Annotated in this window: 21 protein-coding genes; 9 read left to right on the top strand and 12 right to left on the bottom strand. The window is 73.0% G+C overall.

The genetic code is table 11. The features are described from left to right. From ABZV94_RS33605 to ABZV94_RS33625, 5 genes are all read left to right on the top strand, one after another. On the top strand, nucleotides 1–339 hold a 339-nt coding region (locus ABZV94_RS33605), incomplete at its 5' end, for a helix-turn-helix transcriptional regulator (RefSeq protein ID WP_356347230.1). Between the two features lie 46 nt (nucleotides 340–385). Beyond that, nucleotides 386–1,165: an alpha/beta hydrolase gene (locus ABZV94_RS33610; RefSeq protein WP_356347232.1), complete on the top strand. Its 780-nt coding sequence runs from the start codon at nucleotides 386–388 to the stop codon at nucleotides 1,163–1,165. A gap of 137 nt (nucleotides 1,166–1,302) precedes the next feature. Beyond that, entirely contained in the window at nucleotides 1,303–2,553 is a 1,251-nt protein-coding gene (locus ABZV94_RS33615; protein WP_356347234.1) for a sugar ABC transporter substrate-binding protein, read from the top strand. Next, the gene (locus ABZV94_RS33620; RefSeq protein ID WP_356347235.1) at nucleotides 2,525–3,457 is read left to right on the top strand and encodes a sugar ABC transporter permease; all 933 of its coding nucleotides are present in this window, start codon (nucleotides 2,525–2,527) and stop codon (nucleotides 3,455–3,457) included. The genes ABZV94_RS33615 and ABZV94_RS33620 overlap by 29 nt, the downstream gene beginning before the upstream one ends. Before the next feature lie 12 nt (nucleotides 3,458–3,469). Continuing rightward, a complete protein-coding gene (locus tag ABZV94_RS33625) occupies nucleotides 3,470–4,285 on the top strand; it encodes a carbohydrate ABC transporter permease (RefSeq protein ID WP_356347237.1) in 816 nt (271 codons plus the stop codon). 51 nt (nucleotides 4,286–4,336) lie between these two features. Here the strand turns inward: ABZV94_RS33625 and ABZV94_RS33630 are convergent, their stop codons facing one another. From ABZV94_RS33630 to ABZV94_RS33655, 6 genes are all read right to left on the bottom strand, one after another. Next, nucleotides 4,337–4,786 (bottom strand): DUF5709 domain-containing protein, encoded by a 450-nt coding sequence (locus ABZV94_RS33630; RefSeq protein ID WP_356347267.1) that lies wholly within the window; start codon nucleotides 4,784–4,786, stop codon nucleotides 4,337–4,339. An 11-nt stretch (nucleotides 4,787–4,797) separates the two neighbouring features. Next, the gene (locus ABZV94_RS33635; RefSeq protein ID WP_356347239.1) at nucleotides 4,798–5,724 is read right to left on the bottom strand and encodes a glyoxalase; all 927 of its coding nucleotides are present in this window, start codon (nucleotides 5,722–5,724) and stop codon (nucleotides 4,798–4,800) included. A 114-nt stretch (nucleotides 5,725–5,838) separates the two neighbouring features. Beyond that, a complete protein-coding gene (locus tag ABZV94_RS33640; protein WP_356347241.1) occupies nucleotides 5,839–6,708 on the bottom strand; it encodes a ferredoxin in 870 nt (289 codons plus the stop codon). Nucleotides 6,709–6,721: 13 nt separating this feature from the next. Beyond that, nucleotides 6,722–6,964 carry a hypothetical protein gene (locus ABZV94_RS33645; RefSeq protein ID WP_356347243.1) on the bottom strand — a complete coding sequence of 81 codons (243 nt, stop codon included), beginning with the start codon at nucleotides 6,962–6,964 and terminating at the stop codon, nucleotides 6,722–6,724. Between the two features lie 9 nt (nucleotides 6,965–6,973). Then, the gene (locus tag ABZV94_RS33650) at nucleotides 6,974–7,198 is read right to left on the bottom strand and encodes an AAA family ATPase (RefSeq protein WP_356347245.1); all 225 of its coding nucleotides are present in this window, start codon (nucleotides 7,196–7,198) and stop codon (nucleotides 6,974–6,976) included. A gap of 137 nt (nucleotides 7,199–7,335) precedes the next feature. After that, nucleotides 7,336–8,046 (bottom strand): FAD binding domain-containing protein, encoded by a 711-nt coding sequence (locus ABZV94_RS33655; protein ID WP_356347247.1) that lies wholly within the window; start codon nucleotides 8,044–8,046, stop codon nucleotides 7,336–7,338. A 221-nt stretch (nucleotides 8,047–8,267) separates the two neighbouring features. On the opposite strand from ABZV94_RS33655, the gene ABZV94_RS33660 reads away from it, so the two are divergent. Further along, complete coding sequence (locus tag ABZV94_RS33660) at nucleotides 8,268–8,666, top strand: ACT domain-containing protein (RefSeq protein WP_356347249.1); 399 nt, start codon at nucleotides 8,268–8,270, stop codon at nucleotides 8,664–8,666. An 81-nt stretch (nucleotides 8,667–8,747) separates the two neighbouring features. On the opposite strand, the gene ABZV94_RS33665 is transcribed toward ABZV94_RS33660, so the two are convergent. Then, nucleotides 8,748–9,314 (bottom strand): helix-turn-helix domain-containing protein, encoded by a 567-nt coding sequence (locus ABZV94_RS33665; protein ID WP_356347251.1) that lies wholly within the window; start codon nucleotides 9,312–9,314, stop codon nucleotides 8,748–8,750. Between the two features lie 85 nt (nucleotides 9,315–9,399). On the opposite strand from ABZV94_RS33665, the gene ABZV94_RS33670 reads away from it, so the two are divergent. Beyond that, a complete protein-coding gene (locus ABZV94_RS33670; protein ID WP_356347253.1) occupies nucleotides 9,400–10,323 on the top strand; it encodes an SDR family oxidoreductase in 924 nt (307 codons plus the stop codon). A 462-nt stretch (nucleotides 10,324–10,785) separates the two neighbouring features. On the opposite strand, the gene ABZV94_RS33675 is transcribed toward ABZV94_RS33670, so the two are convergent. The 3 genes from ABZV94_RS33675 to ABZV94_RS33685 all read right to left on the bottom strand — a co-directional run bounded on the left by ABZV94_RS33675 (nucleotide 10,786) and on the right by ABZV94_RS33685 (nucleotide 14,644). Next, the gene (locus ABZV94_RS33675) at nucleotides 10,786–12,966 is read right to left on the bottom strand and encodes an MMPL family transporter (protein WP_356347255.1); all 2,181 of its coding nucleotides are present in this window, start codon (nucleotides 12,964–12,966) and stop codon (nucleotides 10,786–10,788) included. A 241-nt stretch (nucleotides 12,967–13,207) separates the two neighbouring features. Next, nucleotides 13,208–14,074, bottom strand: a complete 867-nt coding sequence (locus ABZV94_RS33680; RefSeq protein WP_356347257.1) for a methyltransferase domain-containing protein — start codon at nucleotides 14,072–14,074, stop codon at nucleotides 13,208–13,210. An 81-nt stretch (nucleotides 14,075–14,155) separates the two neighbouring features. Next, nucleotides 14,156–14,644 (bottom strand): MarR family transcriptional regulator, encoded by a 489-nt coding sequence (locus tag ABZV94_RS33685; RefSeq protein ID WP_356347259.1) that lies wholly within the window; start codon nucleotides 14,642–14,644, stop codon nucleotides 14,156–14,158. Between the two features lie 90 nt (nucleotides 14,645–14,734). Between ABZV94_RS33685 and ABZV94_RS33690 the strand changes: the two genes are divergently transcribed. Continuing rightward, nucleotides 14,735–15,187, top strand: a complete 453-nt coding sequence (locus ABZV94_RS33690) for an SgcJ/EcaC family oxidoreductase (protein ID WP_356347261.1) — start codon at nucleotides 14,735–14,737, stop codon at nucleotides 15,185–15,187. 149 nt (nucleotides 15,188–15,336) lie between these two features. On the opposite strand, the gene ABZV94_RS33695 is transcribed toward ABZV94_RS33690, so the two are convergent. Beyond that, entirely contained in the window at nucleotides 15,337–15,999 is a 663-nt protein-coding gene (locus ABZV94_RS33695; RefSeq protein ID WP_356347263.1) for a ScbR family autoregulator-binding transcription factor, read from the bottom strand. Nucleotides 16,000–16,289: 290 nt separating this feature from the next. On the opposite strand from ABZV94_RS33695, the gene ABZV94_RS33700 reads away from it, so the two are divergent. Further along, complete coding sequence (locus tag ABZV94_RS33700; protein ID WP_356347269.1) at nucleotides 16,290–17,423, top strand: MFS transporter; 1,134 nt, start codon at nucleotides 16,290–16,292, stop codon at nucleotides 17,421–17,423. 85 nt (nucleotides 17,424–17,508) lie between these two features. Here ABZV94_RS33700 and ABZV94_RS33705 read toward each other — a convergent pair. Beyond that, nucleotides 17,509–17,827 (bottom strand): sigma factor-like helix-turn-helix DNA-binding protein (locus tag ABZV94_RS33705; protein WP_356347265.1); only part of this gene is annotated, 319 nt, incomplete at its 5' end.

Raw genomic sequence — 17,827 nt, forward strand, 5'->3', positions numbered from 1 at the left:
CCACCCGCCAAGAAGCTGACCGGGGCCCGGGACCTGTTCGCCGCGTCGGGCGCGCACGCCGTGACGGCCCACGTCCAGCGGGATCTGCGGCGTGCGGGGGCCGCCGGCCGCCGGACGACGGACGGGCAGCGCCCCGTCCAGGGCTGGGAGGCCCTGACCGCCTCGGAGAAGAAGGTGGCCCGGCTGATCGCGGCGGGGCACAGCAACCGTACGGCCGCGGAACTGCTCGTCGTCTCCCCGCACACCGTCAACACGCATCTGACGTCCGCCTTCCGGAAGCTGTCGGTCAACTCCCGGGTCCAGCTGGCCAACCTGGTGATGGCCCTGCCCGACGCGTGAGCGGCTCCTGGTACGTTCACGCGATGCCGGGGCGGCCTGGATGGGCTTGGCTGGAGAACCCACCCACCCGGAGGTCACCGAGGTGCCCGGACGTACGCCTTCACCGCCGACCGTCGTGCTCGTGCACGGGGCGTTCACCGACGCCTCGTCCTGGGCGGGGGTCATCCGGCATCTGCACGCCACCGGGCTTCGCGTGCACGCGCCGGCGAACCCGCTGCGCGGTCTCGCGTACGACGCCGCCTACCTCCGGAGCGTGGTCCGCCAGATCGGTACCCCGGTCGTGCTGGCCGGCCACGGCTACGGGGGCGCGGTCATCACCGACGCCGACGCCGACAACGTCGTGGCGCTGTGCTACGTCGCGGGGTTCGGGCTGGACGCCGGCGAGTGCCTGCTGGACGTCACGAACCGCTTCTCCCCGATGCCGGGGCCGGATCCGACCGTCGCCGCCGGGCTTCCCGCGCGGTCTGCGGCGGACCCGGACAGCGAGCTGTACATCCGCCGGGAACGCTTCCGCGACGTGTACGCCGCCGATCTGGCGCCCGGCGTCGGCAACGTGCTGTCCGTGGCGCAGCGCCCGATCGCGCGGGGTGCGCTGACCGAGAGATCGGGCCCGCCGGCGTGGGCCCGCAAGCGGTCCTGGTACGCCATCGCCGCCGCCGACCGGATGCTCAGCCCCACCGCCCAGCGCTTCATGGCGCAGCGCATGGCGGCCAGCGAACACGTCGTGGACGGTTCGCACGCCGTGCCGCTGTCACGGCCGGACGCCGTGGCGGCGATGATCCGGGAGGCCTCCGGCCGGGGCGGTGACCAGGGACGCCTGCACTGACTATCGGAAATCTGCTGACCATCCGATCGTAGGTTTCCGGTACCATCCCTGCTCGAACCGGAACATGCCGGTATGGACCATCTCATCCGAACCCGGGGCAGTCCGGTACCGGACCACGCTCGGGAAGGCACCACCCCATGAACGCAGCGGCCAGACCGTCGGCGCGGCGGACCACCGCTCTCCTCGGAACGCTCGCCCTGATCCTGACCGCCGCGGGGTGCGGCGGCGGAACCGGCTCCGGATCCGCCGACGGCAAGGTGACCTCCCTCACCGCCCTGGACTACTACACCGACGCGACCGAGCACGCGCAGTGGGGCGAACTGCTCACCGCCTGCGGCAAGGCCGCCGGTGTCACCGTCGAGCACCGGAGCGTGCCGGGGTCGTCGCTCGTCCCGCAGGTGCTGCGGCAGGCGTCGTCGCGGACCCTGCCCGATCTGCTGATGCTCGACAATCCCGACCTCCAGCAGATCGCGCGGACCGGCGCCCTGACACCGCTGGAGCGGTACGGCATCGACGCCGCCGGCTACAGCAAGGGCATCCTGTCGGCGGGCACGTACCGGGGCAAGGTGTACGGCCTCGCGCCCACGGCCGGCACGGTCGCCCTCTTCTACAACAAGGACATGCTCGCCGAGGCCGGTGTCGCCGTGCCGAAGACCTGGGACGAGCTGAAGAGGGCCGCGGCACGGCTCACCCGCCCGGGCCGCTACGGCATGGCCGTGGACGCCAACGCCACCTTCGAGGGCACCTGGCAGTTCCTGCCCTTCCTGTGGTCCAACGGCGGCGACGAGACACGGCTGGACACCCCGCAGGCCGCGCAGGCCCTTCAGCTCTGGGTGGACCTGGTCAGGAGCGGGTCCATGTCGAAGTCGGTGCTGAACTGGACCCAGGCCGACGTCCACGACCAGTTCGTCGCCGGCAGGGCGGCCATGATGGTCAACGGCCCCTGGCGGATGTCCGCGATGGACAGGACGAAGGGCCTGCACTGGGGCGTGGCCCCGCTCCCCGTCCGCCGGCCGGGCCAGACCCTGGTCACGCCGCTCGGCGGTGAGGTGTGGACGGTCCCGCAGAACTCCGACGAGGCCCGGCAGCGGAAGGCCGCCCGGGTCCTCGCCTGCCTGAACGACTCCAAGAACATGCTGGCCCTGGCCGAGCAGTACCACACCGTGCCCTCCCGTTCCTCGGTGGCGTCCCGGTACGCCGAGCGGGTCCCGTCGATGGCCGCCTTCGTCAAGAGCGTGGAGGGGGCCCGGTCCCGCACCGCCAAGCTGGGCGTCGCGTGGCCCCGGGCGGCGACCGGGATCTACACCGCCGTGCAGGCCGCGCTGACGGGTGAGCAGACGCCGGAGGAAGCGCTCAGGCATGCGCAGCGGATCGTCACCGGTTCCTGACCGGTCCGGGCCGGCGCGGACGGCGGCCCGGGCCCGGCTGTGGTCCCGGGTCTCCCGGTGGCTGTTCCTGCTGCCCGCTGTGGTGTACCTGCTGCTGTTCTTCGGCTACCCGCTCGTCAGGAACGTCGTGATGAGCTTCCAGCAGTACTCGGCGACGACGTTCTACACCGGCACCGCACCCTTCGTGGGTCTGCGGAACTACACGCACACCCTGTCGACCGACGTGTTCTGGCAGGCCCTGCTCACCACAGTCGTCTTCACCGTCGGTTCGATCGCCGGGCAGTTCGTGCCCGGGCTGGCCCTCGCCCTGTTCTTCCGGCGGAGGTTCCCGCTCGGCGGCCTGCTGCGGTCGCTGCTGCTGCTTCCGTGGCTGCTGCCCCTGGTGGTCTCCGGGACGACGTGGAGGTGGATGCTCGACACGGACAGCGGGATCGTCAACCAGGCGCTGCGCGACCTGCACCTGGTGTCCTCGGGCATCCCCTGGCTGACCGGCACCTCCGAGGCGCTCGTGTCGGTGATCCTGGTCAACATCTGGGTGGGCATCCCCTTCAACACCGCGATCCTGTACGGCGGTCTCCAGGACATCCCGGCCCAGCTGTACGAGGCGGCCACGCTCGACGGCGCCGGCCGGATGGCGTCGTTCCGCCATGTCACCTGGCCCGTGGTTGGCGTGGTGCTGGTGCTGGGCGTCGTCTACACGGTGAAGGTGCTCGACATCATCCTCGTGGTGACGGGCGGCGGACCGGCCGGCGCGACGCAGACGCTGGCCACCCGGTCGTACGAACTGTCCTTCCAGCAGCTCGACTTCGGGCGCGGCGCCGCCCTGGGCAACGTTCTCGTCCTCGCCTCGCTCGCCTTCGCCCTCGTCCACCTGCGCGCCGACCGGCGCTCCCGGACCACCTGAGGGGGCCCTTCGATGAAGCGCGGACCCGCGCGGGGCCGGCTGTCCACGGTCGTGGGCATCGGCCTGCTCGCGCTGATGCTGTTCCCGGTGTACTGGATGGTGAACGCCTCCCTGCAACCGGCGGGCAGCGTCCCAGGGGCAGGCTGGTTCCCCCGCCGCCCAGACTTCGACGGCTACGCCACCGCGCTGCGCGATCAGGGACGCAACCTGGTCACCAGTCTGGTCGTGGCCCTCGGCAGTGCGGTGCTGAGCCTCGGACTGGCCGTACCGGCGGCCTACGCGCTGGCCCGGCTCCGCCTGCGGGGCACCACGGTCGTGCTGTTCGGCATCCTGGTCACCCAGACCGTGCCGGGCGTCGTCGTGGCCAACGCGCTGTACGGCGCCTACACCGGCCTCGGACTCCTGAACTCCTACGGCGGGCTGATCCTCGCCGACTCCACCGCGGGCGTGCCCTTCGCGATCCTCGTCCTGCGCGCGTTCATGCGGAGCATCCCCGGGGAGATCATCGACGCCGCCCGCGTGGACGGTGCCGGCCGGGTCCGCGTCCTGTGGTCCGTGGTGCTCCCGGCGAGCCGCAACGCGCTGATCACCGCCGGCCTCTTCACCTTCCTGTTCGCCTGGAGCGACTTCCTGTTCGCGCTGACCCTGAACACCACGGACGCGGTGCGACCGGTCACCGTCGGGATCTACGACTACCTCGGCGCCCACACGAACCAGTGGAACGCCGTCATGGCCACCGCCGTCCTGGCGTCCGTCCCGGCGGCAGTACTGCTGGTCGCCGCCCAGCGCCACCTGGCCGCCGGGATCACCGACACCGGCCTGAAGTGAGGCCGGCCGGCCGGGTGCCCGTGCGGGACGCCGCTACCGCCGGTCGACGCCTCAGTAACCGTCGGAGTCGGGGATCACGTGCATCGCGGCCTCCTCCGCCGAGGCCCCGGCGCCGTCCAGTCCCCGGTCGGAGGCGAACAGGTCGGACTCGGTGATCTCATGGCTGCCCTCGTCCGGCGCGACGAGCCGTCCGGCGCGCTCGTCGCCGACCTCGTCGTCGATGAGTTCACCGTCCGTGCCCCACGTGTCGCCGATGCCGTCGCCCTCCGGCACACCGATGTCCGGTACTTCCTCGGCGAGCCGCTCGTCCAGGCTCTCCCCGCGCCAGCGCTCCGCCGCCGTGACGCCGGTGTGCTCGACGCCCCAGGGACGCTCCGGGGGTGAGTACCCCTCGTCCAGAGCCTCCTCGCCGCTCCGGTAGTCCAGGGTGTCGGAGGCGTCCAGCAGGCCGGCGTCGTCCTGCACCTCCGACCCGTCCGGCTGGTACACCTCGTCGCCCATCGTCGCGTCGGTCACCCGCGCTCCCCTCCCTCATGCAGTTCGGCCACATAGCCACCGGGGAACTCCACGATCGCGGAGGACCGGTCCCCCGAAGCGTACGGCCCCCACAGAATCTTCGCGCCCGATGCCCCGGCCTTGCGCAGCGTCGCCGGAAGGTCCTTCACCGCGTAGCCGGTGGTCTCCCGGCCGAACGGGTAGGGAAGGTGGCCGTCGGTGACGCTGACGACCGTGTCGCCGAACGGGGAGCGAAGGGCGACGCGCCGGTACCGCTCCCCCGGCCGGCCGAGGTCGCCTCCGTCCGCCGCCCGCTGGTCGGCGACGATCCGGCCGCCGGTGAAGCGCAGGTAGGCGCGGAGGAACGCGTCCGCCGAATCGGGCGTCAGATAGACGCGGTTGTCCGGCACGGTCGCCAGTGGCGCGTACGACGGAGCCTTGGTGTGCCAGTACAACTGGGCGTTGACCCCGCCGGGGAACTGGACGATCGCGTCCCGCCCGACGGGGTCGTCGAAGGGGGCGACGACGACCTGGGCCCCGCTGCTGCGGGCCAGCCGGACGCCCGCGTCGAAGTCGCTCATGAGCCAGCCCGTCCGTTCGGCGCCGAACGGATAGGGCACGGGCGTGGTGAAGTCGAAGACGGACAGGGTGCCGACCGGCGAGAAGACCAGCTGGGACTCGGTCGTGCTGGGCGTCGGGGTGACGGTCGTGACGACCTTGGCCGTGTGGGTCCCGCCGAAGGTCGCCTCCCAGCTCGCGACGAACGCGTCCGTGGCGCCGGGGGTGACGTAGACGTGCGTGGTGTCGTACTGCGGTCCGACCGCCGTGGTCGGCGTGACCGCGCTTCGGTTCCCGTCCTGCGCCGAGGACGGAGCCCCGGAGCCCACCACGCTGAGCGCCACCAGTAACGCGGGCAGCACCCATGCGATCGCCTTGCGCTTCATTCCCGTCCCCTTCAGTCGGACCCTGTGCACCGGAAAAGGTAGGGAACCGCCGTGGGGACGGTGATCCTGACAGCGCCCCGGGTGTTGCCTGTCAGGGAACAGTGGGGTGTCCCGTCACCAGCGCACGCTCGTGAAGTCGATCGGACGGGGCCGCAGCAGGCGCGTGCGTTCGGTCAGCCCGCGCAGGCGCCGGGACATCTCCCCGGCCGGCAGCCGGAGCCGGTCGCCGTGGCCCGGCAGGACCCACTCGAACCGCAGCCGCCCCGCCGTCCTCGCCAGGGAGTCGGCCAGGACCTCGATGGAGTACCAGGTCACGGTCTCGGCGACCTCCAGATCACCGGTCGTACGGGACCAGTAGAAGCTGTCGCCGCTGAAGCAGTACCGGTCGTCGGCGAGATACAGGACGCTGCCCCTGGTGTGGCCGGGGAGCGGGTGGACGGTGACGCCCGCGGCGATCTCCAGCGGTTCGAGTCCGCGGATCACCTGGTCGGCGTCCGGGGCGGCGTCCAGGTCGCCCTCGTGGATCCAGAGCCGGGCGCCGAAGTGGTCGGCGTAGCGGCGGCCGTGCGCGGCGTGGTCGCGGTGGGTGAGCAGCACGTCGGTGACCGGGCCGGATGCCGTGCAGCGCTCGGCCAGGGCACGGCTCCAACGGGGAGTGTCGATCATCATGCTGGTGCCGGACGGCCGCAGGAGCAGGTACGCGTTGGCGCCCGCGGTCTGGGGCGAGTTGTGGCCGCAGATCATCACCCCGTCGTCCAGGGCCAGCGGGAACGGGTCCAGAGCCGGGTCCGCGCGGCCGGTCACCGGCCGGATCGAGCGGGTGGGGCAGGCGAAGACGGCCGCGTGCAACCGCCGGTTCTCCGCCTCGTCGGCCGGCGGGCGCAGCACCCGCGACTTCCCGTCGGCCTCGCCGATCAGCCCGGGCGCGAACTGCCGGGCCACGTCGCAGTTGACGCAGCGGTCGTCCACGTACCATCCGTCCACGGCCGGTCTCCTTTCAAACGAACGAGCCTGGGTCCCCCACCTCGAAACCGCCCCGCCCGTCGAAGCGCACCTCGCGCACCGCGTCGAAGCCGTCCCGCGGCGACGGTCTGCGCAGCCGCTTCAGCGTGGCCAGGACGCCGACGTCGGGGACCCGGGCGCGGCCCTCGCGCGCCGCGTTGCGCCGCAGGGAAGCCGTCACGTCCGGCGGGAACCAGTAGGCCGTCGCCGTCACGCCGTGGGCGTGTGCCGCCTCCACCAGCGGGCCTCACTCCTGCGGTGACGGATTGGTGTTGTCCACGGCCACGGGCCGTCCGGCCGCCAGGTGCTCCGCCACCAGGCGCATCTGCCGGCCCTGCTTGTTCCGGGCACCTCGCGGGAACAGGTCCTTGCTGACCAGCGCGTACCGGCCGGCCAGGCACTGCGCGTAGAAGGTGGACTTGCCGGAAGCCTGCAACCCGACCAACACCGCCACGTCCTGTTCCGTCGCCATACCGCCACGATGACACGCCGGCGGCGCTCACGGCTCCGCCCGCGCCGTGGCCGCCGTGCCGGAGACCGGCACACGCTCCTTCGGCCGCGCGCCGCGGGTCATGAGGAGGACCACGCTTCCGCAGGCGGCGTTGCCGGTCAGCGGTCTCGCCGGTCGCCGTCGCGGCTCTCCGTCAGGGCGGCGACCTGGGGGCGTACGACGTCCCACGCGTCGGCCGGCAGGTCGCCGAGGGCCGTGCCGCGCAGCGCGTCGAGGATCTCGTCGGCGTCGGCGTCACCGGGTGCGATGCCGCTGAGCACCTCGTAACCGTCGCGTACGGCGACCCGCACACGGCGAGGCGTGCCGTGCCCCGCGTGCAGGGCCGAGGCGACGACGAGGGGTGGGGCGCCGCCCGGCTCGCCGGGCAGCTTGCGGTACGCGGAGGCGACCGGCGTGCGCCAGCGGAGGCTGAGCAGCACGGGCCGCTTGGCGACGACCTCGGCCAGGTCGGCCTCGCGGACGCCGCCGGGTTCCAGGACGGTCGCGCGGGCGTCCAGGACGAGCGCGGCGGGCAGCAGGCAGCGCAGGGTGCTTCCGACGATGTTGCCGCCGACCGTCGCCGTCCGCCGTACGGCGCCGGTGCCGACCGTGGCGGCGGCCAGCCGCAGGACGTCCGGCACCCGTTCGTCGATCCGGTGCAGCACCACGGCGCCGCCCACGGTCTCCCGGCCCACGACGTTCGCCTCCGGCAACTCCCGCAGGGACACGGCTCGTTCGGGGAAGCCGTCCCGTTGCCACGTCGCCCACACGAGAGTCGCCCCGCCTATCGGCACGGCCCCCTCGGCCAGGCATTCCCGGGCTTCGGACACGGACGTGGGCAGACGCAACAGCACAGCGGCCGACCTGCCTTTCCTGGGCTCGGACGAGCGGGCGGCGTCCGGCCGCTGCCCGCGACAGCGCAGTCTTGTCGCACGCACGGGGGCGCGTACAGGGCTCACACGAGCACGTGCCGCGCGCTCGGACCCCGTCGGCGTACCAGGTCACCTGGACCGGGCGGCCGGTCGCCGGCGCGGCCCGTAGGGTGGGACCTGTGACGGGCGAGACGGATCTGCGCACCCTGCTTGGCGGCATGCGGCCGGAGCTGAACCCGGGCCGCTATGTCTTCACCATGGCCGAGGGCGGCGTACCGTCCGGGTGCTCCCCGGTGGTCACGGTCGCCGAGCGGGAGGGCCTGACCCTCGTGCTGCCGCAGGCGGACGCGGACGCGGCCGGGATGGCGTACGACTACGTGGCCGGGTGGATCACCCTGCGCGTCCACTCCGCGCTGGACGCGGTGGGGCTGACCGCCGCGGTCGCCCGGGCGCTGGCCGACGCGGGCCTGAGCTGCAACGTCGTCGCGGGCTTCCACCACGACCACCTCTTCGTGCCGTACGAGCAGGCGGAGCGGGCGGTGCAGATCCTCCAGGGACTGGCGGACGCGACCCGGTGAGCCGTACCGGCACCGGGCCCGCCTCGACGTACCGGTGCCCAGCCGGGGCGCGGGGTGCGGCGGGCGGTCTTCCACCCCGGCTCAGCCGCCGGCGGCCACCGCCTTGAACGCGGTCAGCGCTTCGCGCACCAGCCGCACCATGTCCCGGTCGTCGGGCGCCTCCAACCACCGTTCGTAGCCGATCTTGAAGACGGCCACACCCGCTTCGGCGGCGAGGCTGGCGGCCGGCTCCGGGACGCCCCGCCCGCGCAGGGTGCCGGCGAGCGCGGCCGACAGGGAGGCGAGTTTGACCAGCTCACGCTCCTTGAGTTCCGCGTTGGCCGTGATCACGGCGTGCCGGGCGCGCGCGTAGGCGCGGCGGTCGGCGAAGACCTCCGAGGCCGCGTCGAGTCCTGCCGCCAGCGCCTCGATCGGCGCGGCGCCTGCCGGCGCGTCGGCGACCGCCCGCACGAACAGCTCCTCCAGCTCGCGGGAGCCGCCGAACAGCACCTCGCGCTTGTCGGCGTAGTGGCGGAAGAAGGTCCGCTCGGTCAGCCCTGCCCGCTTGGCGATCTCCGCCACGGTGGTCTGTTCGTACCCGCGCTCGCCGTAGAGCTCCAACGCCGCTTCCGCCAGGCGCTCGCGCGCGTTCGGCTCCCATCTGCCCATGCGCCGATCCTACGCGATGACAGTCACTGACATGGAGTGCTAGGGTCGATGACAGTCACTGACATCAAGAGTCTGGGGTCCTCCCATGCGTTTCTTCGTGACCGGGGCGTCCGGCTGGATCGGCTCCGCCCTCGTGCCCGACCTCATCGAGGCGGGACACCAAGTCGTCGGGCTGGCCCGCTCCGACGCCTCCGCCGCCGCGCTGACCGCCGCCGGGGCCGAGGCCGTCCGCGGCACCGTCGACGACCTCGGCGTGCTGCGGGACGCGGCCGCCGCCTCGGACGGGGTGATCCACCTCGCCTTCAAGCACGACGTGGCCTTCAGCGGCGGCTTCCAGGAGGCGGCCGAGGCCGACCGCCGTGCCGTGGACGCCTTCGGCGACGCCCTGGCCGGCACCGGCCGGCCCTTCGTCCTGGCCTCCGGGCTGCTCGGGGTCGCACCCGGTCGGCTCGCGACCGAGCGGGACAGGCCCGCGCTCCAGGGCTCGCACTTCGCGATCCGGCAGACCACCGCGGAAGCGGCCCTCGCACTCGCCGAACGCGGGGTCCGCTCCAGCGTGGTGCGACTCTCCCCCACCTGCCACGGCGAGGGGGACAACGGTTTCGTCGCGAGCCTGGTCGGCATCGCCCGCGCCAAGGGCGTCTCCGGCCACCCCGGCGACGGCACCGCCCGCTGGCCTGCCGTGCACCGCCTCGACGCCGCACGGCTGTTCCGGCTCGCGGCCGAGAAGGCGCCGGCCGGCTCGGTGCTGCACGGTGCGGCGGAGGAGGGTTTGGCGCTCCGTGACATCGCGGAAGTGATCGGCCGTCACCTTGGCGTGCCGGTGACCTCCGTGGCGCCCGAAGCCGTTGCCGAGCACTTCGGCTGGCTGAGCGGCCCGCTCGGCTTCGACACCGTCGCGTCGAGCGCCCTGACCCGCGAACTGCTGGGCTGGGAACCGGTCCAGCCCGGTCTCCTCGCGGATCTGGACGAGGGCCACTACTTCCGCGGCTCCGCCGCCACCGGCTGACCGGACCGGCCGGTCCACGCGCCGGGCACGAAAAAGTCCTGCCGGGCCGTGCGGCCCGGCAGGACTGGTCACTCAGACCGACCGCCACCCGTCACGACACCGACGGATCGCACCGGCCTTACGGGCCGCCGCCGACGGTTCGCACCGGTCTTACGGACCGTCACCGACGGATCGCACCGGCCTCACCGACCGCCGTCCGTGACGACGCCTGACGGGGCGACCTGTTTCACGGACCGCAACCCGTCACGACACCCGACGGATCGCACCGGCCTCACCGACCGCCACGACCCGCAACACCCGGCAGGACCGACCAACCGCACCGGCCCCGCCCGTCATGACACCGGCGGAGTCGACCGGCCTCAGCGACGGCCCCCCGTCACGACACCCGACGGAGTCGAACGGCCCTGCCGACCTCCGCTCACGGCGGCGGCCGGCAGGGCCGATCGGTCTCACCGGCCTCCGCTAACCGCGGCGGCCGGCCGGGTCCCGGTCGTCCTCGCCCCGGGCCGGGCCGGAGGCGACCGTTCCGGTGCCGGTGGCGGCGGCCGGCGTCTTCGCCCGGTCGGCGTGGCCCGGCCACCAAGCCGCGTGGCCGATCAGGGCCGTGAGGCTGGGGGTGAAGAACATCGCCATCACGAACGCGGCGACCGCGATGCCGAAGGAGACCGCGAAACCCATCTCCGAGAGCAGCGAGTTGCCCGCCAGCATCATCGTGGCGAAGGTCGCCGCCAGGATGAAGCCCGCCGCGGCCACGGTGGGCCCGGCGTGCCGGAGGGCCATGCCGGCGGCCTCGCGCGGCTCCCGGCCCTCGCGGGCCTCCTCACGCAGCCGGGCGATCATGAGGATGTTGTAGTCGGTGCCGATCGCGACCACGAAGAGGTACATGATCACCGGCAGCATGAACATCAGGCCCGAGTGGCCCTGCGCGTCCTGGAAGATCCACACCGTGGCACCGAGGGTGGCGCCGAAGCCGAGGCCCACGGAGGCGATGAGGTACCAGGGCGCGACCACACTGCGCAGCAGCAGCCCCAGGATGACCATGATCAGGGCGGCGGCGACGGGGAAGACCGTCCGGTAGTCGTGGTTGACCGCCGCGTTGATGTCCTTGTAGATCGAGGACATGCCGCCGACGAGCGCCTTGGTGCCCTCGGGCGCCGCGGAGTGCGCGACGTCGCGGACCTTGCCCACCGCGTCGATGGCCTTGTCCGTCGACGCCTCGTACTTGAGCGTGACGGTGAAGTCCGCGGTGGTGCCCGCCTTGTTCACCTGGGTCATGCGGGCGCTCGCGACGCCGTCCACGGCACCGAGCTTCCTGGCGTACGCGCCGAAGGCGGACTTGTCGAGCGGCTTGCCGTCGGTGCTGGACAGGTAGACGTCGGTCGGTGCCGCGGCGCCCGCCGAGTACGCCTTCTGCATCTCGTCCTGGACGACCATGGACTCCTTGGTCTTGGGCATGGAGCCCGACGCCAGGTCGAAGGTGGCCTTGTAGCCGAGGGTGCCCAGCGACAGGACGAGCAGGACCAGACCGGAGACGACGGCGGTCAGCGCCGGGCGGCGCTGGACACCCCGGCCGAGGGCGGCGAAGCGGGCGTTCTCGGGTTCCGTCTTCCAGGACTTGGAGGGCCAGAAGACCTTCGGCCCGATGAGCGAGACCACGGCCGGGATCAGGGTCAGGCCCGCGACCAGCGTGGCGCCGACCGCGATGGCGAGCGCCGGGCCCATCTGCTTGAGGAAGCCGAGCGTGGACAGCACCAGGGCGAGGAACGCGATGATGACCGCGCCGGCCGCCGAGGCGATGGCCTCGCCGACCCGGCCGACCGCGTTGACCATGGCCTCCTTCGGCTCGTCGCCGGCCCGCAGGCTCTCGCGGTAACGGAATATCAGGAACAGGAAGTAGTCCGTGCCCACGCCGAAGAGCACGACGATCAGGATGGACGAGATCGAGCTGTTGGCCTCCAGCCCGAACAGCTTGGTGGCGTAGGCGATCAGCCCGTTGGCGACCGCGGACACCAGACCGATCAGCACCAGGGGCAGTACGGCGAGGATCGGCGCCCGGAAGATGATCAGCAGGGTCACCAGGATGATCGCGAAGGTGCCGATACCGATCAGTGCCTCGCCGCGCTTGGACGAGTCCTGCTGGTCGAGCGCCTGTGCGGCGGAACCGCCGAGCTTGGCTTCGAGATCCGTGCCCTTGGCCAGTTCCTTGGCCTCGTCACGCAACTCCTTGGCCGCGTCGGCCTGTTTGGGCTGACCGGCGTTCTTGCTGTCCATCTGGACCAGGGTCAGGTCATACCTGCCGTCCTTGGACGGCTGGCCGGGGACGACCTTCTGTACCTGGTCGATGTGCTTCTCGCCCAGCTCGGACGTGATGCGGGCGACGTCACGCAGGTCGGCGGCGGTGAGTTTGCCGCCGTCGGTGCGCTGGTAGAGCACGATCGCGGACGGCGTGAAGGCGCTGGGGAACGCCTTCTCCTGGAGCTGCGCCGCCTGGATGGACTCGTAACTCTTGGGCAGAAAGCTGCTCTCGTCACTGTTCGAGGGCAGACTCGGAGCGGTGGCGACGATGGCCACCGCGGCGATCAGCCACGCCGCGATCGTCCAGATGGGATGACGGACGACGGCGTTGCCTATTCGTCGGAACATGCGGAGGGTCCTCCTGGGAAGGAAGATCACCGCAGCCCGGGGAGCGGTCCCTGGCATCGGCGACCCCGACCGGCCCGCAACGAACGGCCGGTCGCATGGTTGTCTTGGCCTCACATCCTAGTGACCGTGGACATACGTCTTCGCGGCGGACACACGTGGGCCCGGCGGGAGACGGGAACCGGCCATATTTCCGGACAGGCGTCCTCCGGAGCGCGGCGGCCGGCCCGGACCTGAGCCCCTGTCATCCGGCTCCGCCGGCCCGGGAGTCGGCCTGCCGCGGCCGGCGCCAGACGAACACCTCGGTGCTCGGGACCCGTTCGGCGAACCGGCTCTCCGGGGAGGCACGCAGGAGCAGACGGCGCAGGTCCGCCTCGAAGAGCGGGCGGTCCGCGCCGAACAGGTGCGGGGCGGAGAAGGACATCGAGAAGGTCCAGGCGACGACGTCGTCCGCGGTGCGCACCAGTTCCTGTCCGCCGGGTACGACATGCCGCTCGGGGCCCGCGAATCCGGCCCCGGACAGGACCGCCGCCTCGCCGCCGGGGGTGCCCTGCGGCAGCAGACCGCGGCCCGCGCGGCGGACGGGGCCGAGGTACCGCCGGACCAGGCCGGCGATGGCGGCGTAGGGCACGGCCGGGTGCGGCAGGCCGGCGGTCGTACGGCGTTCGGTCTTCAGGTCGGCCAGGTGCACCAGGGCCCCGCCGGGCCGGAGCATGCCGTGGACGGTCCGCGCCACGCGCTCGCGGTCGGTCCAGTGGAAGGACTGGGCGAAGACCGCCACGTCGAACGTGCCGAGACCGGCCGGGAGATGCTCGGCGCGCAGCCGGAGCCAGCGGGTCGTGTCGGCCAGCCCGGCGGAGGCGGCCCCGCGCGCGGCCTCGGCGAGCATGCCGGGATCCGGGTCCACGCCGACGGCCTCGCGGAACAGGGGGGCCAGCGGGAGGGTGACGGTGCCCGGTCCGCACCCCACGTCGAGGAGGCGTCCGGTGCCGTCGGCCGCGAGCACCTCGGCGAGCCGCGGGACCAGACCGGGGGCGTAGGGCAGCCGGCCCCGCTGGTAGTAGGGGGCGGCGCCCGCGAAGAGGGTCTCGTCCCACTCCCAGTCGGTCATCGTGGCCTGCGCCCTCCCGGTGGGCAGCGGTCGTCCGGACGACGGTGATGATGCCACGCTCCGGGCGCCGGTCCGCTCGGGTCAGCCGGTCTTCCTGGTCCGCCTGCGCGGGGCCGCCGCCCGGATCTCCTCGGTCGCGACGCGGAACGCGGGGGCCGCGCGAGCGAAGTAGTCGAAGATCAGGGCGCGTTGGTCGGGCGTGTAGTGGGCGAGGACCTCGGCGAGACGGCGCCGGGCCGGGCCCACGACCTGTTCCACGCGGTCGAGTGCGTCCGGGACCGGTTCGACGTGCACGCGCCGGCGGTCGGCCGGGTCGGCCGTCCGGCGCGCGTATCCGGCGCGCTCCAGGCGGTCGATCAGCCGGGTGGTGGCCCCGGTGGTCAGCCCGGTGCGGGTGGCGAGTTCGCCCGAGGTCAGGCTGCCCTCCCGGGTGAGCAGGCTGAGCGCGTACCACTCGGAGGTGTGCAGACCCGCGGCCTCGGCGCTGGCCAGGCCCTGGAGGCCCACGGCGTCCAGGTACTGACGGAAGATCACGTGTTCGTCGTCCCCGCCGCTCCCGGGATTCGGCACGGTGGTCCCCTTCCCAAATCTCTGCACGTATGCAGATACTGTTCTCAGTAAGACTCTGCTCCAGTCTAACCACGAGGGGAGACCTCCGCCATGCCCGCTGCGCACGACACCGCCGCCGTCACCGCCGTCCTCGACGCACTGGTCGCCGCATGGAACGAGCACGACGCCGACGCCTACGGCCGGCTGTTCACCGAGGACGCCAGCTACGCCACCTATGTCGGCACCCTCTACCAGGGGCGCCGGGACATCACCGAAAGCCACCGTGTGCTCTTCTCGACCTTCCTCAAGGACACCCGGCTCGCGGACGAGGTCGTCGGCGTCCGCTTCCCCGGGCCGGACACGGCCGTCGTCAGCGGGCGCGGCGACACGTACAAGGGCAGGCGGCCCCGCCGTCTCGGCAAGGTGCAGACGTACACGCTGGTGCGGGAGGCGGACGGCGCGTGGCGGATCGCCGCCTTCCACAACACCAAGCGCAAGCCGCTGATGGAGGCGGTCTCCTTCCGGTTCGCCCCCGGTCTCGTCCCCGCGGCCGGCCGGGCGTGACCGTGGGCCGCAGGGACGATCCCCGGTCGGCGCGCTCAGAGAACACCGCGCGGCAAACCGTCTCAGCGGTTTGGTACTCGCCGGCACGCGTGCCGTCGGCGCCGCCGGGGGCGACGGCCGCACACGGGATCCCGGCGCGGCGGCCGGTGTCAGGCGGAGAGGCCGGCGAGGGCCTGCGACTGCCGCTGGACCTCGGCGATCACGCGGGCGCCCCGGTCCGGAGCGGTGTCCAGCCGGACGAGGACGGCCGGGGCCGCGATGGCGGGGAGGATGTGGCCGTACAGCGCCGACATACGGTCGTCCAGGTCGGCCCAGCCGGCCAGGGCCTGCGAGACGAACTGCGCGCCGATCCAGGCACCGAGGAAGACCTGGGCGGTCTCCTCGGGGTCCACGTGCGGCAGGACCTCGCCGCGTTCCTTCGCCTCCGCCAGCACGCACGAGGTCGTCCGGGCCCAGGCCGGCCAGGCGCTGCCGAGGACGTCGCGGCCCTGAAGGTCGGCCGAGAGCCGGACACCGGCGAGCAGTACGGGCTCCTGCGGCAGCCGCTTGGCGAGGGTCATGCCCGCGTCCACCCACTCCTGGAGCTTCAGTTCGCGGGGCAGGTGGTACTCGGTCCGCATCTGCTCCTGCAGCACGCCCCGCGCCAGCGCCGCCTTGGAGTCGAAGTGGAAGTACAGGGCGCCCTTCGTGACGCCGGCCCGGTTGAGGATCTCGGCGATGGTGGCGGCCGCGTATCCGCGTTCCGCGAAGACGGCCGCCGCCGCTTCCAGAACAGCGCGCCGGGTCCGGACAGCTCGCTCCTGCTGAGCCATGGACCCTCCCCCAAGCTGAAAATTAAACCAAACAGCTCGTACCCTATCGCACGGCATCTGAACAGAGGGGCGGGTGAAGCGGCCACGCGGACTTGGCACATGCGCCTGACACAGGACGCCCCGGCCGTGGCGGCCGGCCCCGAATTCGGTTGCGGCGGGACCGGCGCGGCCGGTGAGCTGATGCCATGGGCGGTGTCACGGAACGAGCGCGGTGGGCCAGGCCGGGACGGGACCGCCGGGCCCCGGTGGGACCGGCCGCACGGCACGGGCCGGTGGTGCTCGCGGCCCTGATGCTGGCCGCCTTCACCTTCAACACCGCGGAGAACCTGCCGGTCGGCCTCCTCGACCTCATGTCCGACGGCCTCGGGGTGTCGCTGTCGGCGGTCGGGCTGCTGGTCAGCGGCTACGGCGTGACGGTGGCCGTCGCCTCCCTGCCGCTCGCCCACGCCCTGCGGGCGGTGCCCCGGCGCCATGTGCTGACGGGGGTCCTGGCCGCGCTGGTCGTGTCCAGTCCGGCCGCGGCCGTGGCCACCTCGTACTGGGTGCTCCTCGGCGCGCGGCTGCTGACCGCCCTCGCCCAGGCGCTGTTCTGGGCGGTGATGGGACCCGTCGCGGTGGGCCTGTTCGCCCCCGATGTGCGCGGGCGCGTGGTCGGGGCGCTGTCCGTGGCCGGTTCGCTCGCCCTCGTCCTCGGTGTGCCCGCCGGGACGTGGCTGGGCCGGCGGCACGGCTGGCCGGTGCCGGTCGCCGCCCTGGCCGTCCCGGGGCTGGTCTGCCTCGTGGCGATCGCTGTCCTGCTGCCGACCTCGCGCCCGGACGAGGGGCCCGCCGCCTACGGCACCAGCCCCGACGTCCGCCGGTTCGGGACCGTGCTGGCGGCCGGATTCCTCTCCGCCACCGGGGCGTTCGCGGGATACACCTACCTGGTGACGTTCCTGGACGACGTGAGCGGGTTCGCGCCGGGCACGGTCAGCGCTCTGCTCGCGGCCTTCGGTACCGCGTGTCTGGCCGGGGTGAGCGTCACCGCGGCACTGCTGGACCGCTTCCCGCACACCGCGCTGCCCACGGCCGTGGCCACGCAGGCGGCCGGCATGCTCGGCCTGTACGCGGCGGGCGGCCGTCAGGGGATGACGGTGGTGTGCCTGGTCCTGATGGGCGGTGCGCTCGGACCGGTGTTCATGACCGCCCAGAACGCGATGCTGCACTGGGCACCGGGCCGTACGGACCTCGCCCTCGCGGCGAACTCCGGTGTGTACAACGCCGGTATCGCGGCGGGCGCCGCCCTCGGGGGTCTGCTCCTGCCGCTCGCCGGTGCCCGGGGGGCTTTCCTCGCCGGTGGGCTGCTGACGGCCGGGGCCTGTGCGGTCCTGCTGGTCGGCCGACGTCTGCCGGGGGATGGGGAACCGGGCACGGAGGCGGACTGAGCGGAACTCTCTGCTCCGCGCGCGGCCGTCGCGGGGACCCGGGTGGGGCCGGCGGTGCGCCGTCGGCCCCACCCTGTCCGACCACTCAGGCCGCCGACGGGGTGGCGGGCTCCTCCGCCGCGTCGAGCAGGCCGAGCAGAGCGGCCCGGGCGCGGGCCACGCGGGAACGGACCGTGCCGACGGGGCAGTCGCTGACCTCGGCGGCCTCGGCGTAGGGCAGGCCGAGCAGCTGGGTGAGGACGAACGCCTCCCGGCGCTCGGCCGGCAGCCCTTCGAGCAGGTCCAGCAGCGCGATGCCGTCATCGAATCCGGGCAGTCCGCGCGGCTGGGCCGACTCGACCGCCCGCTGCCAGTCCGCCGCGTCGGACAGCCGGGGCCGCGCGGCGCCGCGGCGGTGGCTGTCG

It is taken from the genome of Streptomyces sp. NPDC004658 (assembly GCF_040609555.1).
Taxonomy (GTDB): domain Bacteria; phylum Actinomycetota; class Actinomycetes; order Streptomycetales; family Streptomycetaceae; genus Streptomyces.